At 58.7% G+C, this 20,426-nt stretch carries 19 protein-coding genes and 1 tRNA gene; 5 read left to right on the forward strand and 15 right to left on the reverse strand.

Going from position 1 to position 20,426, the window contains the following annotated elements; all coding sequences use genetic code 11:
• Positions 1 to 125: 125 nt before the first annotated feature.
• Positions 126 to 743: a (d)CMP kinase gene (gene cmk, locus CLV41_RS02880; RefSeq protein WP_103220753.1), complete on the reverse strand. Its 618-nt coding sequence runs from the start codon at positions 741 to 743 to the stop codon at positions 126 to 128.
• Positions 740 to 2,095: a 3-phosphoshikimate 1-carboxyvinyltransferase gene (aroA, locus tag CLV41_RS02885; RefSeq protein ID WP_103220754.1), complete on the reverse strand. Its 1,356-nt coding sequence runs from the start codon at positions 2,093 to 2,095 to the stop codon at positions 740 to 742. Before aroA ends, cmk begins: the two co-directional genes overlap by 4 nt.
• Positions 2,096 to 2,418: 323 nt before the next feature.
• On the opposite strand from aroA, the gene CLV41_RS02890 reads away from it, so the two are divergent.
• Positions 2,419 to 2,808, forward strand: a complete 390-nt coding sequence (locus CLV41_RS02890; RefSeq protein WP_103220755.1) for a TIGR02300 family protein — start codon at positions 2,419 to 2,421, stop codon at positions 2,806 to 2,808.
• A gap of 150 nt (positions 2,809 to 2,958) precedes the next feature.
• Positions 2,959 to 3,034: transfer RNA gene (locus tag CLV41_RS02895), tRNA-Ala, on the forward strand.
• Positions 3,035 to 3,153: 119 nt separating this feature from the next.
• On the opposite strand, the gene CLV41_RS27910 is transcribed toward CLV41_RS02895, so the two are convergent.
• From CLV41_RS27910 to CLV41_RS02910, 3 genes are read right to left on the reverse strand one after another with little or no spacing between them, the layout of a single operon-like run.
• Positions 3,154 to 4,572, reverse strand: coding sequence for a mechanosensitive ion channel family protein (locus tag CLV41_RS27910; protein WP_208987238.1), 1,419 nt, complete (start codon positions 4,570 to 4,572; stop codon positions 3,154 to 3,156).
• Positions 4,573 to 4,602: 30 nt separating this feature from the next.
• The gene (locus tag CLV41_RS02905; protein WP_170107096.1) at positions 4,603 to 5,610 is read right to left on the reverse strand and encodes a zinc transporter ZntB; all 1,008 of its coding nucleotides are present in this window, start codon (positions 5,608 to 5,610) and stop codon (positions 4,603 to 4,605) included.
• A 44-nt stretch (positions 5,611 to 5,654) separates the two neighbouring features.
• Positions 5,655 to 6,602: a cation diffusion facilitator family transporter gene (locus CLV41_RS02910; protein ID WP_103220757.1), complete on the reverse strand. Its 948-nt coding sequence runs from the start codon at positions 6,600 to 6,602 to the stop codon at positions 5,655 to 5,657.
• Here CLV41_RS02910 and CLV41_RS27700 point away from each other — a divergent pair.
• On the forward strand, positions 6,602 to 6,760 hold the full coding sequence (locus CLV41_RS27700; protein WP_170107097.1) for a hypothetical protein: 159 nt from the start codon (positions 6,602 to 6,604) through the stop codon (positions 6,758 to 6,760). The two genes, CLV41_RS02910 and CLV41_RS27700, sit on opposite strands and share 1 nt — an antisense overlap.
• Positions 6,761 to 6,887: 127 nt before the next feature.
• Here the strand turns inward: CLV41_RS27700 and CLV41_RS02915 are convergent, their stop codons facing one another.
• Positions 6,888 to 7,358: a DUF992 domain-containing protein gene (locus tag CLV41_RS02915; RefSeq protein ID WP_103220758.1), complete on the reverse strand. Its 471-nt coding sequence runs from the start codon at positions 7,356 to 7,358 to the stop codon at positions 6,888 to 6,890.
• Positions 7,359 to 7,838: 480 nt separating this feature from the next.
• Here CLV41_RS02915 and CLV41_RS02920 point away from each other — a divergent pair, with 480 nt between their 5' ends.
• Entirely contained in the window at positions 7,839 to 8,726 is an 888-nt protein-coding gene (locus CLV41_RS02920) for a LysR family transcriptional regulator (protein ID WP_103220759.1), read from the forward strand.
• A 203-nt stretch (positions 8,727 to 8,929) separates the two neighbouring features.
• Here CLV41_RS02920 and CLV41_RS02925 read toward each other — a convergent pair whose 3' ends face one another.
• From CLV41_RS02925 to CLV41_RS02960, 8 genes are all read right to left on the reverse strand, one after another.
• The gene (locus CLV41_RS02925) at positions 8,930 to 9,787 is read right to left on the reverse strand and encodes a thymidylate synthase (protein ID WP_103220760.1); all 858 of its coding nucleotides are present in this window, start codon (positions 9,785 to 9,787) and stop codon (positions 8,930 to 8,932) included.
• Positions 9,788 to 9,800: 13 nt separating this feature from the next.
• Entirely contained in the window at positions 9,801 to 10,610 is an 810-nt protein-coding gene (locus tag CLV41_RS02930) for a dCTP deaminase domain-containing protein (RefSeq protein ID WP_103220761.1), read from the reverse strand.
• A gap of 523 nt (positions 10,611 to 11,133) precedes the next feature.
• Entirely contained in the window at positions 11,134 to 12,813 is a 1,680-nt protein-coding gene (locus CLV41_RS02935) for an ABC transporter ATP-binding protein (RefSeq protein WP_103220762.1), read from the reverse strand.
• Complete coding sequence (locus CLV41_RS02940) at positions 12,810 to 13,682, reverse strand: metallophosphoesterase family protein (RefSeq protein WP_103220763.1); 873 nt, start codon at positions 13,680 to 13,682, stop codon at positions 12,810 to 12,812. The genes CLV41_RS02935 and CLV41_RS02940 overlap by 4 nt, the downstream gene beginning before the upstream one ends.
• A 174-nt stretch (positions 13,683 to 13,856) precedes the next feature.
• On the reverse strand, positions 13,857 to 15,404 hold the full coding sequence (locus CLV41_RS02945) for an ABC transporter substrate-binding protein (protein WP_103220764.1): 1,548 nt from the start codon (positions 15,402 to 15,404) through the stop codon (positions 13,857 to 13,859).
• A gap of 65 nt (positions 15,405 to 15,469) precedes the next feature.
• Positions 15,470 to 16,360 (reverse strand): ABC transporter permease, encoded by an 891-nt coding sequence (locus CLV41_RS02950; protein WP_103220765.1) that lies wholly within the window; start codon positions 16,358 to 16,360, stop codon positions 15,470 to 15,472.
• A gap of 4 nt (positions 16,361 to 16,364) precedes the next feature.
• Entirely contained in the window at positions 16,365 to 17,291 is a 927-nt protein-coding gene (locus CLV41_RS02955) for an ABC transporter permease (protein WP_170107098.1), read from the reverse strand.
• The gene (locus CLV41_RS02960) at positions 17,285 to 18,097 is read right to left on the reverse strand and encodes an HAD-IIA family hydrolase (RefSeq protein WP_103221495.1); all 813 of its coding nucleotides are present in this window, start codon (positions 18,095 to 18,097) and stop codon (positions 17,285 to 17,287) included. Before CLV41_RS02960 ends, CLV41_RS02955 begins: the two co-directional genes overlap by 7 nt.
• A 227-nt stretch (positions 18,098 to 18,324) precedes the next feature.
• On the opposite strand from CLV41_RS02960, the gene CLV41_RS02965 reads away from it, so the two are divergent.
• A complete protein-coding gene (locus CLV41_RS02965) occupies positions 18,325 to 19,233 on the forward strand; it encodes a LysR substrate-binding domain-containing protein (RefSeq protein WP_103220766.1) in 909 nt (302 codons plus the stop codon).
• An 85-nt stretch (positions 19,234 to 19,318) separates the two neighbouring features.
• On the opposite strand, the gene adhP is transcribed toward CLV41_RS02965, so the two are convergent.
• Entirely contained in the window at positions 19,319 to 20,335 is a 1,017-nt protein-coding gene (adhP, locus tag CLV41_RS02970) for an alcohol dehydrogenase AdhP (RefSeq protein ID WP_103220767.1), read from the reverse strand.
• Positions 20,336 to 20,426 lie beyond the last annotated feature (91 nt).

Below are 20,426 nucleotides of genomic sequence, written 5' to 3' on the forward strand. Positions count from 1 at the left end.
CGAAACAGGCGCCCTGCCGATATTCCTTGGTCGTTCCTAAAGAACTTGTGGTCTCAAGACCGAATACGTTCGCGATGCGCAAACAGGGGCACACCAAGGGTGAGCCCCGTCCTGATCTGGCACCGTCAGGCGCGCGATACGATATCCACCGCCGCCTGGAACGCGGTTTCTATATCCATTTCTGTCGTATCAAGCAAGACCGCATCTTCAGCTTGTTTCATCGGAGCCACTGTTCTCTGGCTGTCGCGTTCGTCCCGGCGCTTCAGATCTTCCAGCACGGAGACGTAGTTCGCCTCCTGTCCCTTGGCGATCATTTCGTCGGTCCGGCGGCGCGCGCGCGCTTGCGCCGAGGCGGTGACGAAGAGCTTCACCGTGGCGTCCGGGCAGACCACAGTGCCGATGTCCCGCCCGTCGAGTACCGCGCCGGGGGGCTTTTCGGCAAACCGGCGCTGCAGATCGACCAGCTCCTTGCGCAGGCCGCCGAGAACCGCGATCCGCGAGGCGGCCTCGCCGATCTCGTGCGACGCCAGAACGGACTTGTCCATCTGCGCCAGGTCGAGATTATGCGCGATCTCCACGGCAATGGCCTCGTCGCCCAGCGGCAGGCCGTTGGCCAGCAGCGCGGCGGCGACCGCGCGATAGGTCAGGCCGGTGTCCAGATGGCGCAGACCGAAATGACGCGCCAGCCGCCGTGAGAGCGTTCCCTTGCCCGAAGCTGCCGGACCATCGATTGCGATAATCATGCGGCCTCGCTGGCGCCGGCCGCGAATTTCGCGCCCAGTCCCGAAAACAGCGCGGTGAAATCCGGGAAGCTGGTGGCGATCACGGCGCCATCGTCGACCGTCACCGGCTTGTGCGCGGCCATTCCCAGCACCAGGAAGGCCATGGCGATGCGGTGGTCCAGATGGGTCACCACCGTGCCGCCGCCGATGGCGTTGGCGCCGCCCGTGACGGTAAGCGTATCCTCGGTCTCCACGCAGGGAATGCCGTTGGCCTCAAGGCCCCGGGCGACGGCCGCCAGACGGTCCGACTCCTTCACGCGCAGTTCTTCCAGCCCGGGCATGAACGTGTCGCCCTGGGCGAACGCCGCGGCGACGGCCAGCACGGGATATTCGTCGATCATCGACGGGGCGCGTGTCGCGGGTACGGTGATACCCTTCAGCCGGCTGGCTTTCACCCTGAGATCGCCGACTTCCTCGCCGCCGGTTTCCCGCCGGTTGACGATTTCGATATCGCCGCCCATCTCGATCAGCGTGGTGATGAGACCGGTGCGGTGTTCGTTGAGCAGCACGTTCCCGATAATGACGTCGGAGCCCGGAACGGTCAGCGCGGCGACGATGGGAAAACCCGCGGACGACGGGTCGCCCGGCACGTCGATATTCTGGGGCTTCAGCTCCGGCTGGCCTTTCAGCCGGATGACCCGCTCACCGGCCTCGTTCAGGCTCACGGAGATCTCGGCTCCAAAGCCGGCCAGCATCTTTTCCGTATGGTCGCGGGTGGGGATCGGTTCGATCACGACAGTCTCGCCCGGCGCGTTGAGCCCGGCGAGAAGCACGGCGGATTTCACCTGGGCGGAGGGCATCGGCACGCGGTAGGTGAGCGGCAGGGCCTGTTCAGGACCGCGTATGGAGGCCGGCAGGCGGTCGCCGTCGCGGGCGATCACATTCGTGCCCATGTCGCGCAGCGGGTTGAGCACCCGGCCCATGGGACGTTTGGAAAGCGATGCGTCGCCAATAAAGGTCGCGGCGATGTTGTGGCTGCCGAAGATGCCCATGGTCAGGCGCACGCCTGTGCCGGCGTTGCCGAAATCGATGACATGCTCCGGCTCCAGCAGGCTGCCGAGGCCGATGCCGTCGACCGTATAGGATCCGTCCGGCTGTTTTTCGATCCGGGCGCCGACCGCGCGCATGGCACTCGCGGTGGCCAGAACGTCTTCCGACTCAAGCAGGCCTTTTACGGTGGTGCGTCCGACGGCCAGGGTGCCGAACATCAACGATCTGTGGGAAATGGATTTGTCGCCCGGCACGCGGATGGTGCCGGTCAGCGGAGTGCCCATGCTGGACGTGAGGGGCGCGGGCGCGGAATCATGTGACATTTTCAATGTCCGGAACTTGGATAGGTTGTCAAAAGGTGTCACGTCCTATCATGTGGATGCAGCGCCGTCATCCATTCGCGCGCTTGAAATTTGCCGCGCAACATGCAGAACAATGGAAGGAATAAGGAATTTGTATGATTTGCCTTTGACAGGGGACCGGCTTGACGCTATGGGGCGGCCCACAATTTCTGGAGCGTCTGCGATCTATTGAACGCAGGCACGATGCTCTACCACTTTTGAATCGATCAACTTCCCGATGATCAGTCGAGCCCGATTGGACATCTGTTGATCTCGACAGCGACATAACGATGAGGGTGAGCACAGTGGCAAAACCTGAACTTGGCACAAAGCGGCTGTGCCCAAGCTGCGGCGCGAAATATTACGATCTCAACCGGGATCCGATTACCTGTCCGAAATGCGGCACGGTTTTTGAAACCGTGATGACCTCGCGCGCTGCGAAAGCGGCGAAGGTCGCGGAAAAGCCCGAGGAAGAGGAAGAGGACGACACGCCGGTTCCGGACACCGTGCCGTTGGAAGAGGCTGACGCGGAAACCGAAGACACCGGCGAAGTTGTACCGGATCTGGAAGACGCGGAAGTCGAAGTCGATGACGACGACGATGCCGATGACGGCGTTTTCATCGATGACGAAGACGAGGACGAGGACGAGGTTCCGCCGATCCGGGTCGAAATCGACGAAGATCCGGACCGCTAAACCCATGATCGGGCAGGGTTTTGTCCCTGCCCCTGCGGTTCCGGACGTTGCGGAAAATTTCGTTCCATTTTCTGCTTGATCTTGCCTGGAGGTGTGACTATGTTCCGCCTCCATCGACGCTGGAGACCCGATCCGGCCGGTCAGGAACATGGGGCCATAGCTCAGCTGGGAGAGCGCTTCGCTGGCAGCGAAGAGGTCAGGGGTTCGATTCCCCTTGGCTCCACCATTCCTCTCGTCGAGAAAATTTTCCTGTAAATTCAAATATATGTCGTGAGCGCATCTTCATGTGCCGAAGCGGTGCGCTCGGCACCTTGCAAGGTTCGACAATGCACTTTTCGTCTTCGCTCAACTTTCGCTTCCACTCTCCGCGGAAAGTTTGATCGGTACCGAACTGGAGCGGATATGCAGGTCGCGTTGCGGGAAGGGAATTTCGATTCCGTATTTTGTCAAAGCGGTTTCCAGCGCCCAGTTGTAGTCCGCGTTGACCTTCGCGGGTCTGCTCACCGATTCAGGTTTGATCCAGAGCACCAGTTCAAAATCCAGACTGCTTTCCCCAAAGCCGACAAGCCAGACTTCCGGCGGTTTGACCTTGTTGCCGGTGAGCATGTGAGGCACGGAGCTGGCTGCTTCCAGCGCGGCTTTCCGAACCAGGTCCTTGTCGGTTCCGTAGGCGACGCCGAAGGGAATGCGCGTGCGTTTGAAATTCTCGTGCAATGTCCAGTTGGTGACGCGATTGTTGATGAATTCCGAGTTCGGAACCAGGATGTCGACGTTGTCGTTTGTCGTGACCCGTGTCGAGCGAATGTTGATTTCGCGGACTTCTCCGGTCAGGCCGGATTCCAGTTCGACAAAATCGCCAACCGTGATGCTGCGCTCGAACAATATGATAATGCCGGCGACCAGGTTGCTGAAGATTGCCTGCAGACCGAAGCCGATGCCGACACCGACCGCGCCCGAAAAGACGGCGAATGCCGTCAGGTCCACGCCAATGGCATTCATCGCGAACATGATCGCGGCGAAGAACATGGCGATCCGCACGGCCTGGCTGATTAGCGTCCTGACCGACGGCGTCAGATCATCCTGCTGATTGACACGGGCCTGAATGAAACGGCTGACCAGCGACGCCAGCCAGACAAGCAGTCCGAATATGATGACGCCCTTGATGACCATGTAGACCGACAGGCGCGTCTCACCGAAACTGAGAGCGAAATTGTCGAGAATCGCGATGGTAGGATTGAGAAGCCGGAGAATGTTAAGCGCCGCGATCAGCCAGGCAATCGTCGCGAAAGTCCTCGACCAGAGCGGATCGCGGACAAATGCGGAGAACAGGCGAATGAGAATCCAGGCCTGGAGCAGGCTGGCGACAAGCCGTACCAGGTCGTTTCCTGTTCCCAGCGAGCGGAAAACGGTTGCGCCGATCCACAGCAGCAAAGCCAGAAGTGTCGGAAATATCAATTTCTGAACGACGGAGAAGGCGTTTCGAAGGAATGATTTTGTCTCGTCCGACTGCGGCCAGAAACCGGCGACCATCTGTTTCACCGGTCGTGCCGCCAGCCATGCGAGCGTTGCCGAACCGGCGATCAAACCGACCTGATAAAGCCCCTGATAGGACAGCAACTGGTCGGCCACTTGAACGGTGGTGTCGACGATGAACTCGACAACCGGCGTTATGCCCGAGGTGACATCCTCGATAATCGCTTCGGCGGTTTCGGGTTGCGTGTCCGCCGTTGTTGACACCTGCTCCGTCACGGAAGGGCTAGCCATGGTCGATCCCCCTGTGTTGTTTTTTTAATATTACAGCCATCCGAGGCGGCGGAATATCGCCAGCTCGCCGGCCAGCACAAGCAGCATCAGGACGCAGAAAATCCAGAACGCATTGTCGTTTTCCGCAGCCGGTATGCCGCCGATATTTATGCCCAGCAACCCGGTGAAAAACGACAAGGGCAGGAATATTCCCGATATGATTGCCAATATGTACAAGGTCTTGTTGGTTGCTTCCGCGAGCTGATTGGCGATGTCGTCCTTGATCACCATCGCCCGCTCGCGCGCCGCATCGATTTCCTCGACATACCGCACCACACGATCTGTCGTTTCACGCAATCTCAACCGGCTTTCATCGTCAAACCACGCTGGCGGCTCGATCAGAATGTTTGTCAGGGCTTCCTTTTGAGGAGAGATATAACGGCGAAGCGCTGCGCCTTCCTGCCGCAGGACCGACAACTGCCTGCGCTGCTCGCTGGCCAGGGCGATATCGATGCTCTCTTCGATCTGAAAAAGACGATTGTCAACGGAAGCCAGGACCTCGGCCATCCTCTCGGTAATTCGATGGATGAGCCGCTCATATAATTGCGACGCGGTTGTCGGTCCGGTTTCCGTTTCCATCAGCTGGCGCAATATGTCCCGGGGTGTCAGCAGCCGTTGTTGCCTGATCGTGATCACCCGATGGCCATCGGACCACATCCGCATGGCGATCATGTCGGTCGGGTCCTCATCCGGATTGGTGTTCACCCCGCGCAATATTGTCACAAAACCGCGCTTTCCCCGAAATACCCGCGGCCGGGTTTCTTCCGCCAACAGCGCCTCGACGGTTGGTCCGGTGAGAGTGCTTTCATGTTTCAGCCAGTTCTGGACACGCTCGGAGTCACGATCAAGGTGTATCCACAAGGGAGGACCGGTTTCCGACCATGCCTCGACCTCGCGCCAGTTCACAATGGTCGCGCCGCCTTTGCCGTCCAGCAAACAGCCAAACAGAAGGCCGTCTTCCTCCAGGGGATCACCCGGACTGTTGAGAACATCGGTCATTGAAAGCCTCCATGCCATTTCACCCTCATTTATGAGTTTGCGATCTAACCCTCCGAATCTCGGGATTCAGCGTCATGCGCATGTGCTTTCCAGCCCTGAGCCTCGATAAATATACGCCGGATGGATGGAAAACGGCTCTTGATTTCCCTTTCGAACTCGGAAATCGCCGCTTCGACATCCTCGGCCGGCATTCCATCGACAAAGTCGAAACTGGCATTGAGCAGGATTTCATTCGGGCCGAGATGCATCGTCAGCAATTCATTCGTGTTGCTGATCCGCTTGTCGTCCTCGAAGATTTTCCGGATGCTCGCGACAACTTGCGGGTCCGCGCCTTCGCCGATCAGAAGTCCCTTGCTTTCGATCGCAAGAAGGACAGCGACAGCCGCAAGAACGATGCCGATCCCGATCGAGGCTGCTCCATCGAGTTCATGGATCTGGAAGACGTGGCTGCCGATGACGCCGATGAAGGCGATGACCAGACCGATCATCGCGGCGGTGTCCTCGAACAGCACGGTGAAAACGGTCGGGTCCTTGGAACGCCTGATTTCGTGGAAAATCGATGCTTTCCCCCGAACGCGGTTGAACTCCTTGTAGGCGATGGTCCAGGCCACGCCTTCAAAGACCATGCTCAAGGCCAGGACGATGTAGTTCACGGTCGGGTCGGTAATCGCTTCAGGATGCTGCAGGCTCTTGACACCTTCGTAGATCGAAAGCCCCGCGCCGATGGCGAAGATCAGGATGGCGACGACAAAGGTCCAGAAATACAACTCCATTCCGTAACCGAACGGGTGATGCGCGTCCGGTTTCTTCTTGGCGCGTCTGATCCCGTGCAGCAAAAGCACCTGGTTGCCGGAATCCACCACGGAGTGAATTGCTTCCGACAGCATGGCCGAAGAACCGGTAAGGCTGGCCGCGATGAACTTGCTCACCGCAATCAGGCTGTTCCCCGCCAAAGCGGCATAGATGACCTTTTTCGAATGGCTGGCCGACATTGATTTTCCTGGAAAATTCACTCGATGGTGAAATGCTGGATGTTAAAGGGCGCCGGAACGCCGCCAATGCGCCGCTCTCCAGCGCTATCGCGGCCTTGCCGCAATCAACATACGCCTTCGGGATTATCGAAAAGGCGGCGGAGGCGGAAACAACCTGACAGAACGGCATGCAGCTGCTCCGGGCAAACGGCTTGCCTGGGTTGGACGCTGCAGCTTGCCCGGTGGCATCTCATGCCGGCAGGGCGGAAGATTTCCGCCCCCCGTGAACCTTGGTGGCCGTAAACCTTAAGCCGGATTGAGCGTCAGCGACGAAACACCAACGGCGATGTTCAGACCGGTGCCGCTTTCCACGCTCAGGGGCTGAAGGCCGATGTTCTTGAGCTGGCCGCCAACGAGCGCATTCGCGCCAAGGCCGATACCGAGCGACACACCGGTTGAAACGCCAACATATTTGCCGGCGAGAGCATGTGTACCGATTTCGCTGCCGGTCGGCGTAACCACGACCCATTTCAGATAGGTCTCACCCGTAACGCCGATATCGATGCCGATCTTGCTGATGGTGCCGGTGTAGGTTTCGACGGCTCCATCGGCCTGGATGAACGTGCAGGTGCCATTCTTGCTCGATCCAAGCAGCAGGCCGATGCCGCCTTCGATCGTGCATTCAAGAACGCCAAGTCTGGTCTGCTCGGCGGCGGAAGCTCCGACAGGGGCCGCGATAGCGGCTGCGATCATTGCGGCGAGAATTGTGGTTTTCATTTTTCTTCTTCTTTCATGTTGGCCCCCCAATCGCACTGGCAATTGGCGGACTTCGGGCGATGCTTGGTGACAAGAGACGTAGGTGCCGGTTCCGGCGCGGCTTTCAGGTGAAAGCACCGCGTTTAGTTCAGGTGCTCTCAAACGCTGCCGCGACCATTGGAGCATCGTGCGTTCATTTGAACGCACACAAGATACTCCAACACTTCCGGATTGATCAACTTATGGATGTTTAATCCATTCCAATATACCATTCGTTGATCAAGTCTCACTCCGGAGAAGCCTTCGACTGCGGTGAGCCATCGTTGGCCCATATGTCGTTGCCGTCCCCGCGCTCGTTGCCTTTGGCGCGGGACGTCCGATGGCTTTCCCTGGCGCTGAGCCGGTTTTCGCCCTGCGCTGTGAAATAAACTTAGGCCCATTCAATGAATAAGACAAACGAATAATACTTGTAGTTTAAACAAGAAATGCTTATGCAAAGTAATGGATATCATACTGGCCAGAACCTATCTGGAAGTCATAGCGGCGGGCAATTTCGTCAATGCCGCACGCCGGTTGAACATCACCCAGTCCGCGGTGTCGCTGCGCATCAAGAAGCTGGAGGAACTGCTGGGCCAGCCTGTCTTCATGCGGACAAAGTCGGGCACGTCCCTGACCCCGGCAGGCCGGCAATTCGAACGGTTTGCGTTGACGCTTGTCAAGGTCTGGGAAGAGGCCCGTCATCAGGTTTCGGTGCCGGCCGGTTACACGGAACGCCTTGTTATCGGCGGCCAGTACAGTCTGTTGCCCGGCCTGACGATGCGCTGGTTCGGCCGGCTCGAGCAACGGCTTCCGGACGTCGCCTTTCGGATCGAAGCCGGAATGGCCGACAGGCTTATCCGCCAGATGGTGGAAGGCGTTCTGGATATCGCCATCATGTATCGCCCGCAACTTCGGCCGGGTCTGGCGGTCGAGCAGATTCTCGGCGGCGACCTGGTGATGGTCTCCGCCGACCCCGATTTCGGTCCTGAGCTGGACGAACGTTATATTTTCATGGACTGGGGGGAAGAGTTCGTCGCGGCGCATAATGCCGCGTTTCCCGATCAGGATATCCCGAGATCGAGTTTCGCCACCGGGGCCTTGAGCCTCAACTTCATCGTCAATACCCACAAGGCGGCCTATTTCCCCGCGCGTCTGGTCCGCGATTATCTCGATACCGGCCAGCTCCACCTCGTCAACGGCGCGCCTTCCTTTTCCAACCCGGTGTTCGTTGTCTACCAGACCGACCTGGACCCGTCCTTGAGAGCCGCCGCACTCGAGGAACTGCACGCGGTCGCCAAACTGGCCGACGCGGCAACCCAGGATGTGTTGAGGGAATTGGACGCGGGTTAGGACGGCGGGTTTTCGGTCAAAACTTTGGAAATGTTGATTGCCTTGCGGTGCATGCGGTCCCCAAATATACTTTGGTCCGGTACAAGGGCACGTTGAGGGGCTCCAAACGTGAACAACGCTAACTTTTAAGCGCTTCACTAAAGAGAGAAACTCACTCATACTGACGCCGCCTTGTAAGCGTATTCTGCAACTATTTATTGCTCTTAAGCAGATTTTTCGTATTTTCTATATCTGTAATTTAGAAGGCTATCTATATATATCTGTAGTTCAGGATCTTTTGGGATATTCGTCCCGCCAAGCCTAATGATTTCTTCTATTTCGGCAAGTCGATAAAAAGCTGATTCAGAACTTAACTTCGGGGATTCGCCTGAATTGAAATTTTTTTCTTTTTCTATAGCTGCGCAAGAAGCCATGTTCCTTTCATACATGTGTAACGAGGTGGCAAAATGTCGGTAGCTCCCCATTTTGATTTTTAAGCGCAAACTTATAAATTCCAAGAGGTTGGTAAATAAAAATACATCATATGGAACACCGAGGAATACGTCATTGCTGCGCATCAGTGTAAACATGTGAAGTGAATCATTTCTTATAAGTAATTGAATGCTGTTTACGCAGCTTATGTCTTTTGAATTTTCGAAATCTGCAAGATTGTCAATAAAGGATACCGTGGCTCTTCTTGTGGATGGGTCGGTATTCAAAAGGTTGATCATGCGGGACAGGTGATCCGGATTTTTGGGGGTGCCACCTAACAACTTTTTCCCGTAGCAGCTACCTTGAACACGTTTTCCATCATCTGAAAATTGAAGCCAAGAATTTGCATAATATGCTAACTTAGCTACGTCATCATCACCTCGCAGGTGCCAGCAAAGCTCTCCTATTGCCAGTGGTAGGCTAAATCGGCGCGAAGGAAGTGTAATTATTCGGTTCTTGGGGTTCGAAAGTGTGAATTGCACACCCAGGACTTCTCTTGTTGACTGACCGCGCGGCGCTATTTGCTCGCCTTCAAAAAGAGTGAGTCTTGTTAACGCCACTAAAGCTTGGTTAGAAGAATGAAATTCCATCCGGCTACCTAAATTATTTCCCTAAACCTGCCAGTTGGGCCTCAATTTCATTGAGGCGGTCCTCGATGCCCTTTATCTCATACACTTGGGTCTGGATGCTAGTCTTCGTACCTGTCGATAGTTCCCTCGTCTGCTCATCGAGTCTGTCAATGCGCTGCTGCAAAGATGTGAAATTCGCTTGATATGCTGCTCCGTTTCCAGGCAAGAAATAGGCCGCTAACGAAGCAAAAAGGGCAAAACCAGCAAGCCCAAATCCGAGCATTGTCACATAAAACGCAGCCCTTGGCGCAAACGATCCGAAGAGTTCTTTTTTTACATCTTTTGCTATGCTCTTAACATCTAGGAAAGTGCTTCCGAATATTTCTATTGCATCTTTTCTTTTGTCTTCTTGATATTCATAGCGTTTCTTCGTTATCGGTTTGAATATCTCAGAATTACTGTGTCTGTAAAAGGATAATCTTAAAAAACTTTTAGTTGGAGATAGGTAGTAGTTTGATTTTGAGAAATTTATTATCGCGGTAGCGAGAGGGCCATTCCAGCCGGGGTCGATGATCCCGATATTAAGTGCGAGCAAGCCCTTGTTGCACAGACTAGTTTTGATCGTAGCGTGAGCTGTGATGTCGTGGGGAAGAGAAACAATCTCTTTTGAGGTCACCCAGACAATTTCCTGTGGTTTTATTGTGTATCCGTCGCCTTTGTAGACTTCTCCTTCTGAATCAATGATTGCATCAGGTAGTAAATTGTAAGATGTGGAGCCGAAGCTTTCTGAGTTTTGGTAGGTTATCACACCCGCAGCTTTGATTTCGGTGTCTGTTAGTAGCATAGCGTTGCTCTGAAATTAGTTAGGTAAAAGCCTACATTGCGCCTTTTTGCGCACTTTGCAAGAGGTGCAATTGCTTGAAGTCAACCAACTTATGATGGAGATGAAGAGATAGGACGTTACCATCGTAATCTGAAGAAACACTAGTGTCAGTGTTATTCACCACGAGACGTAAAACGACGAAAATTCATGAAGACATTCGAAGCGAAGTCAGGTGTAAAGTATTGTGAGGCGACAAACTGGAATGTCAGATAATTCAGAAATTGGCATTGATCTCACAGTGAAGTTGACGATCGAGACCACGAATAGAAGAAGATTCGCCGAAATCTGGCAGTTGGTCGCCCCGAAAAACGGGAACTACCGAGCGCCCTATCGGTTGGCCTTACGAACACGAACAGGAGTCTGCATGCCGAAGATCACCACGATCAACTCCGCGACAGGGAAAAAATCCGGTTCTACGACCTGATGAGCGAGGCCGAGACGATTGACCGGCTTGAGCAAAATCGAATCCAATCACCCAAAGACGCTACCCGGAAGCAGACAGATACGCCGGTGTTTCTCCCGCGCTAACACCCGGCGCCTGCTTGCGGCGCCTGACCGGGATGCCGGAGGGTACGGCAGCGAGGAGACGCCTTGTGTAGGCATGTCTCGGTGCGGCCAGCAGCTGGGCGGCGGGGCCGGTCTCGACGATCTCGCCCTTGTACATGACCGCGATCCGGTGGCTGACGCGCTCGACGACGCCTATGTCGTGCGAGATGAACAGAAAGGCGAGACCGTCGCGGTCCTGCAGTTCCAGCATCAGGTCGGTTATCTGGCGGGCAATCGAGACGTCGAGAGCCGAAACGGCTTCATCCGCAACGATCAGCTTCGGTTCGACCGACAAAGCCCGCGCGATGCACAGCCTCTGACGCTGGCCGCCGGAAAACTGATGCGCGAAACGATGGATGGCGTCGGTTTCAAGACCGACCCTTGCGACGAGCCGCGCCGCGAGGTCCTTCTGATCCTTGCGCGAGACAAGACCGTGTATCCTTGCCGGTTCGGTGATCAGTTCATGGACCGGAAGGCGTGGGTTGAGGCTCGCATAAGGGTCCTGAAAAATCATCTGGGCGTTTTTGCGGCTCCGCCTGAGTTCCGCTTTCGAGGAGCCGGTGAGATGTTTCCCATCGAGAAGGACCGTGCCGGATTCCGGTTCGATCAGGCGCAGGATGGAGCGCGCCAGGGTGGACTTGCCGCAGCCGGATTCCCCGACCAGACCGAGTGTCTCGCCGCGCGCGACCTTGATGGACACTCCGTTCACGGCCAGAACACCGTCGGCGGCTTTTGAAAACAGGCCCGCTTTAGAGGCGAAGCGTGTCGACAGGCTGTCGACCTGAAGCACAATGTCCGTGCCGGCCGCGCGCGTGCTGCTGCCGGTGCCCGGTTTCGGCGTCGCGGCCATGAGCCTCTGCGAATAGGCCGCTTGCGGGCGCGCGAAGAGATCCTCAACGAGCGCTTCCTCGATCTTTTCGCCGTTTCGCAGCACGACAACCCGGTCGGCCATCTCGGCGACCACGCCCATGTCGTGGGTGATGAACAGGACGCCCATGCCGATCTCGGCCTGGAGGTTCTTGATCAGCAAAAGGATTTCGGCCTGGGTTGTCACGTCGAGGGCCGTGGTCGGCTCGTCGCAGATCAGTAGCCTTGGCCGGCAGGCAAGCGCCATGGCGATCATGACGCGCTGACGCAGGCCGCCGGAAAGCTCATGCGGGTACTGGTCCAGCCGCCGGGCCGGTTCGGGAATGCGAACCTGGTCCAGAGCGTCCTGAGCGGCTCTCAGCGCATCCCGGCGGGAGAGACTCCGGTGCCGGATGAAAACCTCGGCAACCTGATCGCCTATTTTCAGAACCGGATTGAGCGAGGTCATCGGCTCCTGAAACACCATGGAGATGGCATTGCCGCGCAGCCTGGTCAGCTTCGCATCGCCCAGTGTTCTCAGGTCCAGGGTGGTGTCGCCGTCATCCAGCAGGATGCGGCCTGACCGAATGGTGCCGCCCTCCCGCTCGATCAGGCGGAGGATCGCGAGAGCCGTCGCGGATTTGCCTGAACCGGATTCCCCGACCAGGGCAAGCGTCTCGCGTGCATGAATGTTGAAGGACAACCCCTTGACCGCTTCGTGCGTGCCGAAGGAAATCCTGAGGTCCTCAACGGCAAGTACAGGTCCGCTCATGTGAGGTCTCCGCGTCTTTTCGCGGCGAATTCGGCATGTTGGCTGAAGTCCGGCAGAGGCGGCGTCCAGCGGTTCGCCGTTGGCCGGAAGGAAAAGGCGAAGGGATCGATCCCCTGCACCTGCCAGGAAACGGTTTCATCGAGTTCGAGCAGGGCGAAGGCAGCGGCGGGCTCGCCGCTGGTGGTGAAGCTCTCGGTGAGCGATTGCTGGGTCAGATGGGTGATGCCGTCGACCGTGGTGACGGTGTTCCAGTGCACATGACCGGACAGGCAGACAACCGGAAACCGCGACTGGGCAAGGGCCGCCCGGGCACGCTCGGCCATCGGATAGCTGGAAGAGGACGGATTGCGTTCGAAATAGTAATTGCCGGTCTGGGCATGGCCGGACACCGGCACGTGGCTCAGGACTAGAAGCGGCCGGTCGGCGGTCTGCGCGACGCGCGACAGCCACAAGAGGTCCGCCTCGCGCAGGATGAAACCCGTGTGTTCGGGCGTGCGCAGGATCTTGCTGTCCGCGCGCCACACAACAATGCGCCAGCCGCCGGCATCGAAGGTGGTGTTCACCATCGGCTGGCCCAGGATGGCCTCGTTGTCGGCAACCTCCAGATGGTCGCGGTCATGATTGCCGTTGATGTGATGGATCGGGGCTTCGACGGCCTTGAAGGCTTCGGCGACTTCCCTTTCAAGGCGAAGGTCCTCGTCCCGGCCGATGTCGGAAATGCGGTCGCCGAGGTCGATGACGAAATCCGGCCTGGCGTCATTGGCGAAACGGGCAAAGTCGGCCATCAGGTCAAGCGCGGCATCGCCGCGCTTGGTGGCGGAGGGCGCGCCGTGATGAATGTCGGCGACAACGGCAATACGAACTGACACGGGCGATTTTCCTGATTTGAAGGCGTGTTTTGAAGGAAGCGCCGCCGGCGGACCGGCGGCGCTCGTCCTGCCTAGATCGACAGTCTTCCAATCGGACTCGATTGGAAGACTAAAAGTTGATCGATTTTAGAGTGTTAGAGCATCTTGTCTGCGTTCAATTGAATGCGGGATGCTCTAATTGACGGCGATGGACCCGGCGCGGAAATCGAGCACATAGGGGATGTGGCCCGGCTTCGGCGCCCAGTCGATGTTGGTCTTCATCGCCCAGCTTTCATAAGGGCGGTAAAGCGGCAGAACCGGCGGATCCTGCTTGATACGCTCCATCAGCTCGGCATAGGCCGCACGGCGCAATTCGGTGTCTCCGGAGAAACGGAACTGTTCCCAGGCCTTGGCGTAGTCTTCGTCGGTGTTGAAGCGGCCTTCGGATTCGGACGGACCGTGCGGAGCCCACATGACGCCGAAAGAGCCGAACGGATCGGCGAAATACATCGGGTTGGACCAGTTGCGGGCCATCATGTCCGCGGACGAGCCGCTCCATTTGTCCTGAACGTTGACCCGGCCCTCGATGCCGACCTCGGCCCACATTTCCATGATCGCCTGGGCTGCCAGAACACCGTTGGTGTAGTAGCTGGGGGCCGTATCGTAGGTGATTTCAAAACCGTCGTAGCCGGCTTCCTTCAGCAGTTCCTTCGCCTTTTCCGGGTTGTATTCGAAGGTCGTCAGCTCCGGCTGGTACAGCTCGCCGAATTCCTTCAGCGTATGGGTGGAGGGCACCACGGCCTTGCCGCCCCACAGGGCTTCGTTGAGCGTGTCGCGGTCGATGGCGAGCGACATCGCCTGGCGGATGCGGGGATCCTTCAGCTTCGGATGGTTCACGTTCATGATCATGACGTGGAACAGGGCGGTGGCGCTGCCGGCTGCCTTCATGTCCGGATCGTTTTCGATCAGGCCGAGCTGGTCCGGAGCGATGTTGGTGACGATATCGGCTTCACCGGTCTTCAGCGAGGTGATGCGCGAGGCCGTTTCCGGCATGTGCTTGACAGTGACCTTGTCGAGAGGCGCCTTTTCGCCCCAGAAGTCGTCGAAACGTTCCCAGACGACGCGCTCGCCCGGAACGAAATCGACAACCTTGTAGGGACCGGTGCCGACCGGCTTCAGGGAAAAGGCTTCGTAGTCGTCATGCTCGATCTTGTCCGGATCGCCGGCAAGGCTTTTGGTGTAGTCCAGCGGAATGATCATGACCTGCTGCAGGTTCAAAAGCGTTTCCCAGAGCGGCTCGGGGCGCTTTGCGGTGATGCGCACGGTGTAGTCGTCGATCTTCTCGGCCTTCTCGAAATTGCCGAGACGATCGCGGGCACGCACCTGGTAGGGCGGGAAGTCGGCCTGATACATGCGGTTCAGGGAGAAGACGACATCGTCGGCCGTCATGTCTTCGCCATTGTGGAACTTCACGCCTTCGCGCAGCTTCAGTTCCATCACGGTCGGATTGATCAGCTTCCACTCGGTCGCCAGACCCGGGAGCCACTCGGTGTCGGTGGTGTCGTGGTTCTTTGCGATCAGCGTGTCGAAGGCGTTGTAGTAGAACTGCGAGCCGACATTGGAGTGGTCGCGGCCCGGATCGAGGTAGCTGGACACGTTGGCGGCGCCAACGGTGAGTTCGCTCGCGAATGCGCCGGTCGCGATTAGCGACGCCAGTGCGGTGGTTGCCAGTAGTTTCGTCATCTTGAGCCTCCAAGGCTTCGGGGGGTGTTGCTTTGGCCGTTCCGGCTTCTGTTGTTGTTGCGGGATCAGCGGGTCCTGAGACGGACATCCGCCTTGTCGCGCAGCCAGTCGCCGAGGATCTGGACTGCGAAGGTGAGGAGCAGGATCGCGGCGGCGGGGACGAGCACGATCCACGGAGCGGTCGGCAGGTAGTCGCGGCCGATGCCGACCATCGACCCCAGGGTCGCCGTCGGCGGCTGAACGCCGAGACCGAGGAACGAGAGGGTCGATTCCAGGATCACGATGTTTGAGAAATTCAGGGTGAACTGGACGACGATCGGCGACACGACATTGGGCAGGATGTGGCGGAAGGCGATCCGCAAGGGCGTCGCGCCTGCCGCCTGGGCGGCCTCGACGAACGGCATCTGGATCAGCTTCTTCACTTCCGCCCGGACAATCCGCGCGTATTGCTCCCAGCCGTAGACGCCCAGAACCAGGATCATGACATCGAGAGACGATCCCATGACCGCCAGAATCAGAAGCGCGATCAGGGTGAAGGGAATGGCGATCTGGATATCGACCATGCCCATGACCAAGTCTTCAAGGACGCCGCCGGCGATACCGGCCAGCAAACCCAGCGTGCCGCCGATCAGGAGGCCGATGATGGAGCCCGCCAGGGCCAGCGCGAAGGTGAGGCGCAGGCCGTAGATGCAGCGCGAGAGAATGTCCCGGCCGAGTTCGTCCGTGCCGAGAAAAAAACCGTCCTTGTAGCGCTCGAAGCCGAGCGGTGGCCGCAGCCGGGAAATCAGGCTCTGGTCATTCGGATCGAAGGGCGCGATCAGCGGTGCGGCAAGAGCCACGACGATCAGGGCCAGCCCGACGAGGAGGGCGATCCGCACGATCCAGTTCGCATCCGACCACATCGGAATATGGAAAGGAGTGCCGCGCGATGAAGAGGTTTGGGTCACATCGGTCATCTGCTCATCCCTTGGCAAGCCGGATGCGGGGATCCGCGTAGGCGTAGGCGATGTCGACCGTCGCGTTGATCACGATGACGACGATGGCGACCGACAGAACGCCGAACTGAAGGACGGGATAGTCGCGAAGGATGGCGGACCGCACGAGCAGGTCGCCGATGCCGGGCCAGGCGAAGATCGCTTCCACGACGACGCTGCCGGCGGCGGCCAGTCCCGCGATCTGCAGTCCGATCACGGAGAGAAGCGTGATGGAGGCATTGCGCAGGCCGTGTTTCAGGATGACGATCCACTCCGGCAGACCCTTCGCGCGGGCCGTGCGCATATAGTCCTGGCTGAGCACGTCCAGCATGGCGTTGCGGGTAAACCGGGTGATGGCGGCGACCAGCATTCCGGAGATCGCAAGCGTGGGCATGATGAAGTGCAGGGCGGAACCGTCCCCGATCACGGGCAGCCAGTTAAGCGTGTAGCCGAAGATCAGCACCAGCAGGATGCCGATGATGAAGGCGGGCACGGCATAGCCGAGAAAGGCGATGACCATGACCACGCTGCCGACGATGCTGGTGCGATAGATCGCGGCCAGGATACCGAGCGGCACGGACACGATCAGGGTGAAGCTTACCGCGCTGAGCAGCAGTTTCAGGGACGGCCATGCCCGTCCCAGCACGATTTGCGATACCGGGCGGCGCTCAAGGAAGGACAGGCCGAACTCGCCGGAGAAGACGGAGGCAAGGTAGCGCCAGTATTGGGTTCCGATGGAGGCATCCAGACCGTAATAGGCGATCAGAAGCTCCCGGTCTTCGCGGGTAATGCCTTCGCCGAGAACGAAATCGACCGGATTGCCGGAGAGCCTTGTGGCAAAGAACACCAGCGACACGATGACGACCAGGGTGATCGCCATTTTCACGAGGGTGCGCAACACATAGGTCAGCATGAAGCCACCTCGATGGTTGTCGGTTCAGGGAGGGTCTGGGGTGTTTCCGGATAGCCGGCCGCCGGCGTCCGCCGGCCGTCCGCGACAAGGTGAATGAAATCGAGGCCGGCACGGATGGCCGCGGCGCCATCGGTATCGGCATTGTCGCCGACGAAGACTGCATCGGCCGTCGGAACGCCGGCATTTTTGAGGGCGGCTTCGATCAGGAACGGTTCGGGTTTGCCGAAAACCCTTGCCGGAATGTCAGGCCAGCAGGCCTGGAACGCCGCGAAAAGCGAACCGGTCTCCGGTACGGGCCGGCCATCGGCATTCGGGTGGGAGAGATCCGGATTGGTTAAAACCAGTTCCGCTCCCTTGTCCAGAAGACGAAGGGCCCGTTCCAGGCAATTCAGGGTGAAGCTTGTATCGCGGCCGAGCACGACGACATCGGCGCGGTCGTCGGTTTCCTGCAGGCCGAGATCCGCTGCGAGGTGCCGAAGCGGCGGTTCCGCGAACAAAAGCACCCGCGCGCCGGGGCGCTCCGCCGCGACTGTGCGCACAGCAAGCTCGCCGGCGAGGAAAATGCGGTCGGGCGGCAGCTCCAGCCCGATCGCCTTGAGTTTCCCTGAAAGCGTGGCTCCGGTATCCGCCGAGTTGTTCGATACGATCGACAGCCGGGTCCCGGCGGCCTGCACGAAGTCTTGCGCTCCGGGCAGGGCGCGCGCCTCGGCAATCAGGCATCCGTCCAGATCGCAGAGAATAGCCGCGTAGTCATCGACATCCGCCGCGCTCAGCGTTTTGGTCAGTGTTGTTTTGCGCGCATGCATTGCGAATTCCACACCTGTCCGCTTGCCGTTCAGCCCGCGCTGACCGGCATTGAAATGTCCGCCGGTCGGTCCGGCGACGGTCGAATTTCAGAAAAGCCTTGTCCGGTGGAGGCGGCCTGCTGAGGTCGCGATCAAACTGTCGTTACTCTGTGACGTTGCCGTTACAGACAGAACGTAAAGTTTGGGGTGATGAAACTTTTGGCTTTATTCTTTGGAGAAAGACGGAAATGTCCGTAACGCTGCCCCGTATTCGCGCCGTCAACGCGGTCGCTGCCGGTGGGTCGTATGCTGCTGCGGCACGTGCGCTGAAAATTTCGCAACCGGCCGTCGCCAGGCATGTGAAAGACCTTGAAACCGAATATGGCGTCCGTCTGTTCGATCGAAAGAACGGCATTCTGTCGCCGACGCCCTTATGCAACGAACTCTGTGATATCGCCGAACGCATGGAAGAGGCCGAGCGCGCGGCAACACGGCTCCTGACCCGGCACAACACACTTCTCAACGGCAGGCTGGTCGTCGGTCTCGGCAATTCGATGCCCGGCATGGCGTTGATCGCCCTGTTCCTGAAAAGGCATCCAAGCATCGAGATCGCCGTGGAGACCGGATCGCACGAACAGATCACCCGTGCGGTGCTGACCCGTGAGGTGGATATCGGCGTGTTGCCGGATGTTCCCGCCGACGGCCGCTTCCGGCGCGAACTGCTGGCAAGGCAGAACGTGGTCGCGATCGTTCACCCGGACAGCCCGCTGTCGCGGGAAAACCCGGTTACATGCGAGCGTCTCATGGCCGAACCCCTGATCTTCCGGACAAAAGGCTCGTCGACCCAGCGGGTGGTTGACCGGGCCTTTCGCACCGCCGGCTTCGAACCGTCGCCGCTCCTGACCCTCGATACGCGCGACGCGGTCTACGAGGCCGTCGTCAACGGGCTGGGTGTCGGCTTCATGTGGCGGTTCGGAACCGGCCGCACCGACATTGTGCACCGTGTCTCGGTGACCGACATGCATCGCCAATATGAAGAGGCGGTCTTTTCGCTGACGGACGAACGAAATCTGCTGTTCGATGCATTCTATTCCACCGTCACGGCCTTCCGGAGCGAGGCCGAGGTCATCCTGGAAAACGGCAAACCTTTTCCTTGATGAAGGCAGCCTGTCTGCCGCCGCCTCCACCTCCGTCTCCACGGGCCAGCCCGACGCCGTCGACGTGCCGATGTGCTCGTCGAAGTCAGATCTTCATGACGATCCGGCCCTCGATCTGGCCTGCCTTCATCCGGTCGAAAATACTGTTGACGTCGTCCAGCGTTTCCTCGGTGTAATGCGCGGCAACCTTGCCTTCGGCGGCAAAGGCGAGGGATTCCAGCAGATCGAGTCGTGTGCCCACGATGGAGCCCCGGATGGTCTTGCCGTTCAGCACCGTATCGAAGATCGACAGGGGGAAGTCTTCCGGCGGCAGACCGACGAGACTCATGGTGCCGCCGCGCGCCAGCATGCCGACACCTTGCTGGAAGGACTTGCCCGCGACCGCGGTGACCAGAACGCCTTCCGCGCCGCCGCCTGCCTGCACTTCGGCCACCGGATCGCATTCAAGTGCATTGATCACCTGATCCGCACCCAGTTTGCGGGCGAGTTCCAGCTTGTCGTTGGCAATGTCCACGGCGATGACGTGCAGCCCCATCGCCTTGGCGTATTGCACGGCCATGTGGCCGAGGCCGCCGATCCCGGAAATGACCACGGTCTGACCCGGGCGGGTGTCGGTTTCCTTCAGTCCCTTGTAGACGGTGACGCCGGCACACAGCACAGGCGCGGCCGCCGCAAGGCCAAGGCCGTCCGGAATGTGCCCGACATAGTCGGGATCGGCCAGAACGTAATCCGCGAAACCGCCGTTCACGCTGTAACCGGTGTTCTGCTGGTCGTTGCAAAGAGTTTCCCAGCCGCCCATGCAATGTCTGCAATGGCCGCAGGCCGAATGCAGCCACGGAATGCCGACTCGATCGCCTTCCTTGACCGCAGTGACACCGGCACCGACTTCGGCGACGATCCCGACGCCTTCATGGCCGGGAATGAACGGTGGATTGGGCTTGACCGGCCAGTCGCCGTTGGCAGCGTGCAGGTCCGTATGGCAAACCCCGGAGGCTTCCACCTTCACGACGATCTTGCCGTCCGTCACAACCGGCTTCTCCACCTCGCAAATGTCCAGGGGAGCACCGAACTTGCGCACTACGGCGGCTTTCATGCTGACCATGCCAGATATCCTTTTCCATATCGATCGTGAAACCCTTGCTCGGCCGGAGGTCCTGCCGACAGGACCTGTTTCGTGCATCGGGCGATAACGT

Source organism: Roseibium marinum (assembly GCF_002906165.1).
Classification (GTDB): domain Bacteria; phylum Pseudomonadota; class Alphaproteobacteria; order Rhizobiales; family Stappiaceae; genus Roseibium; species Roseibium marinum.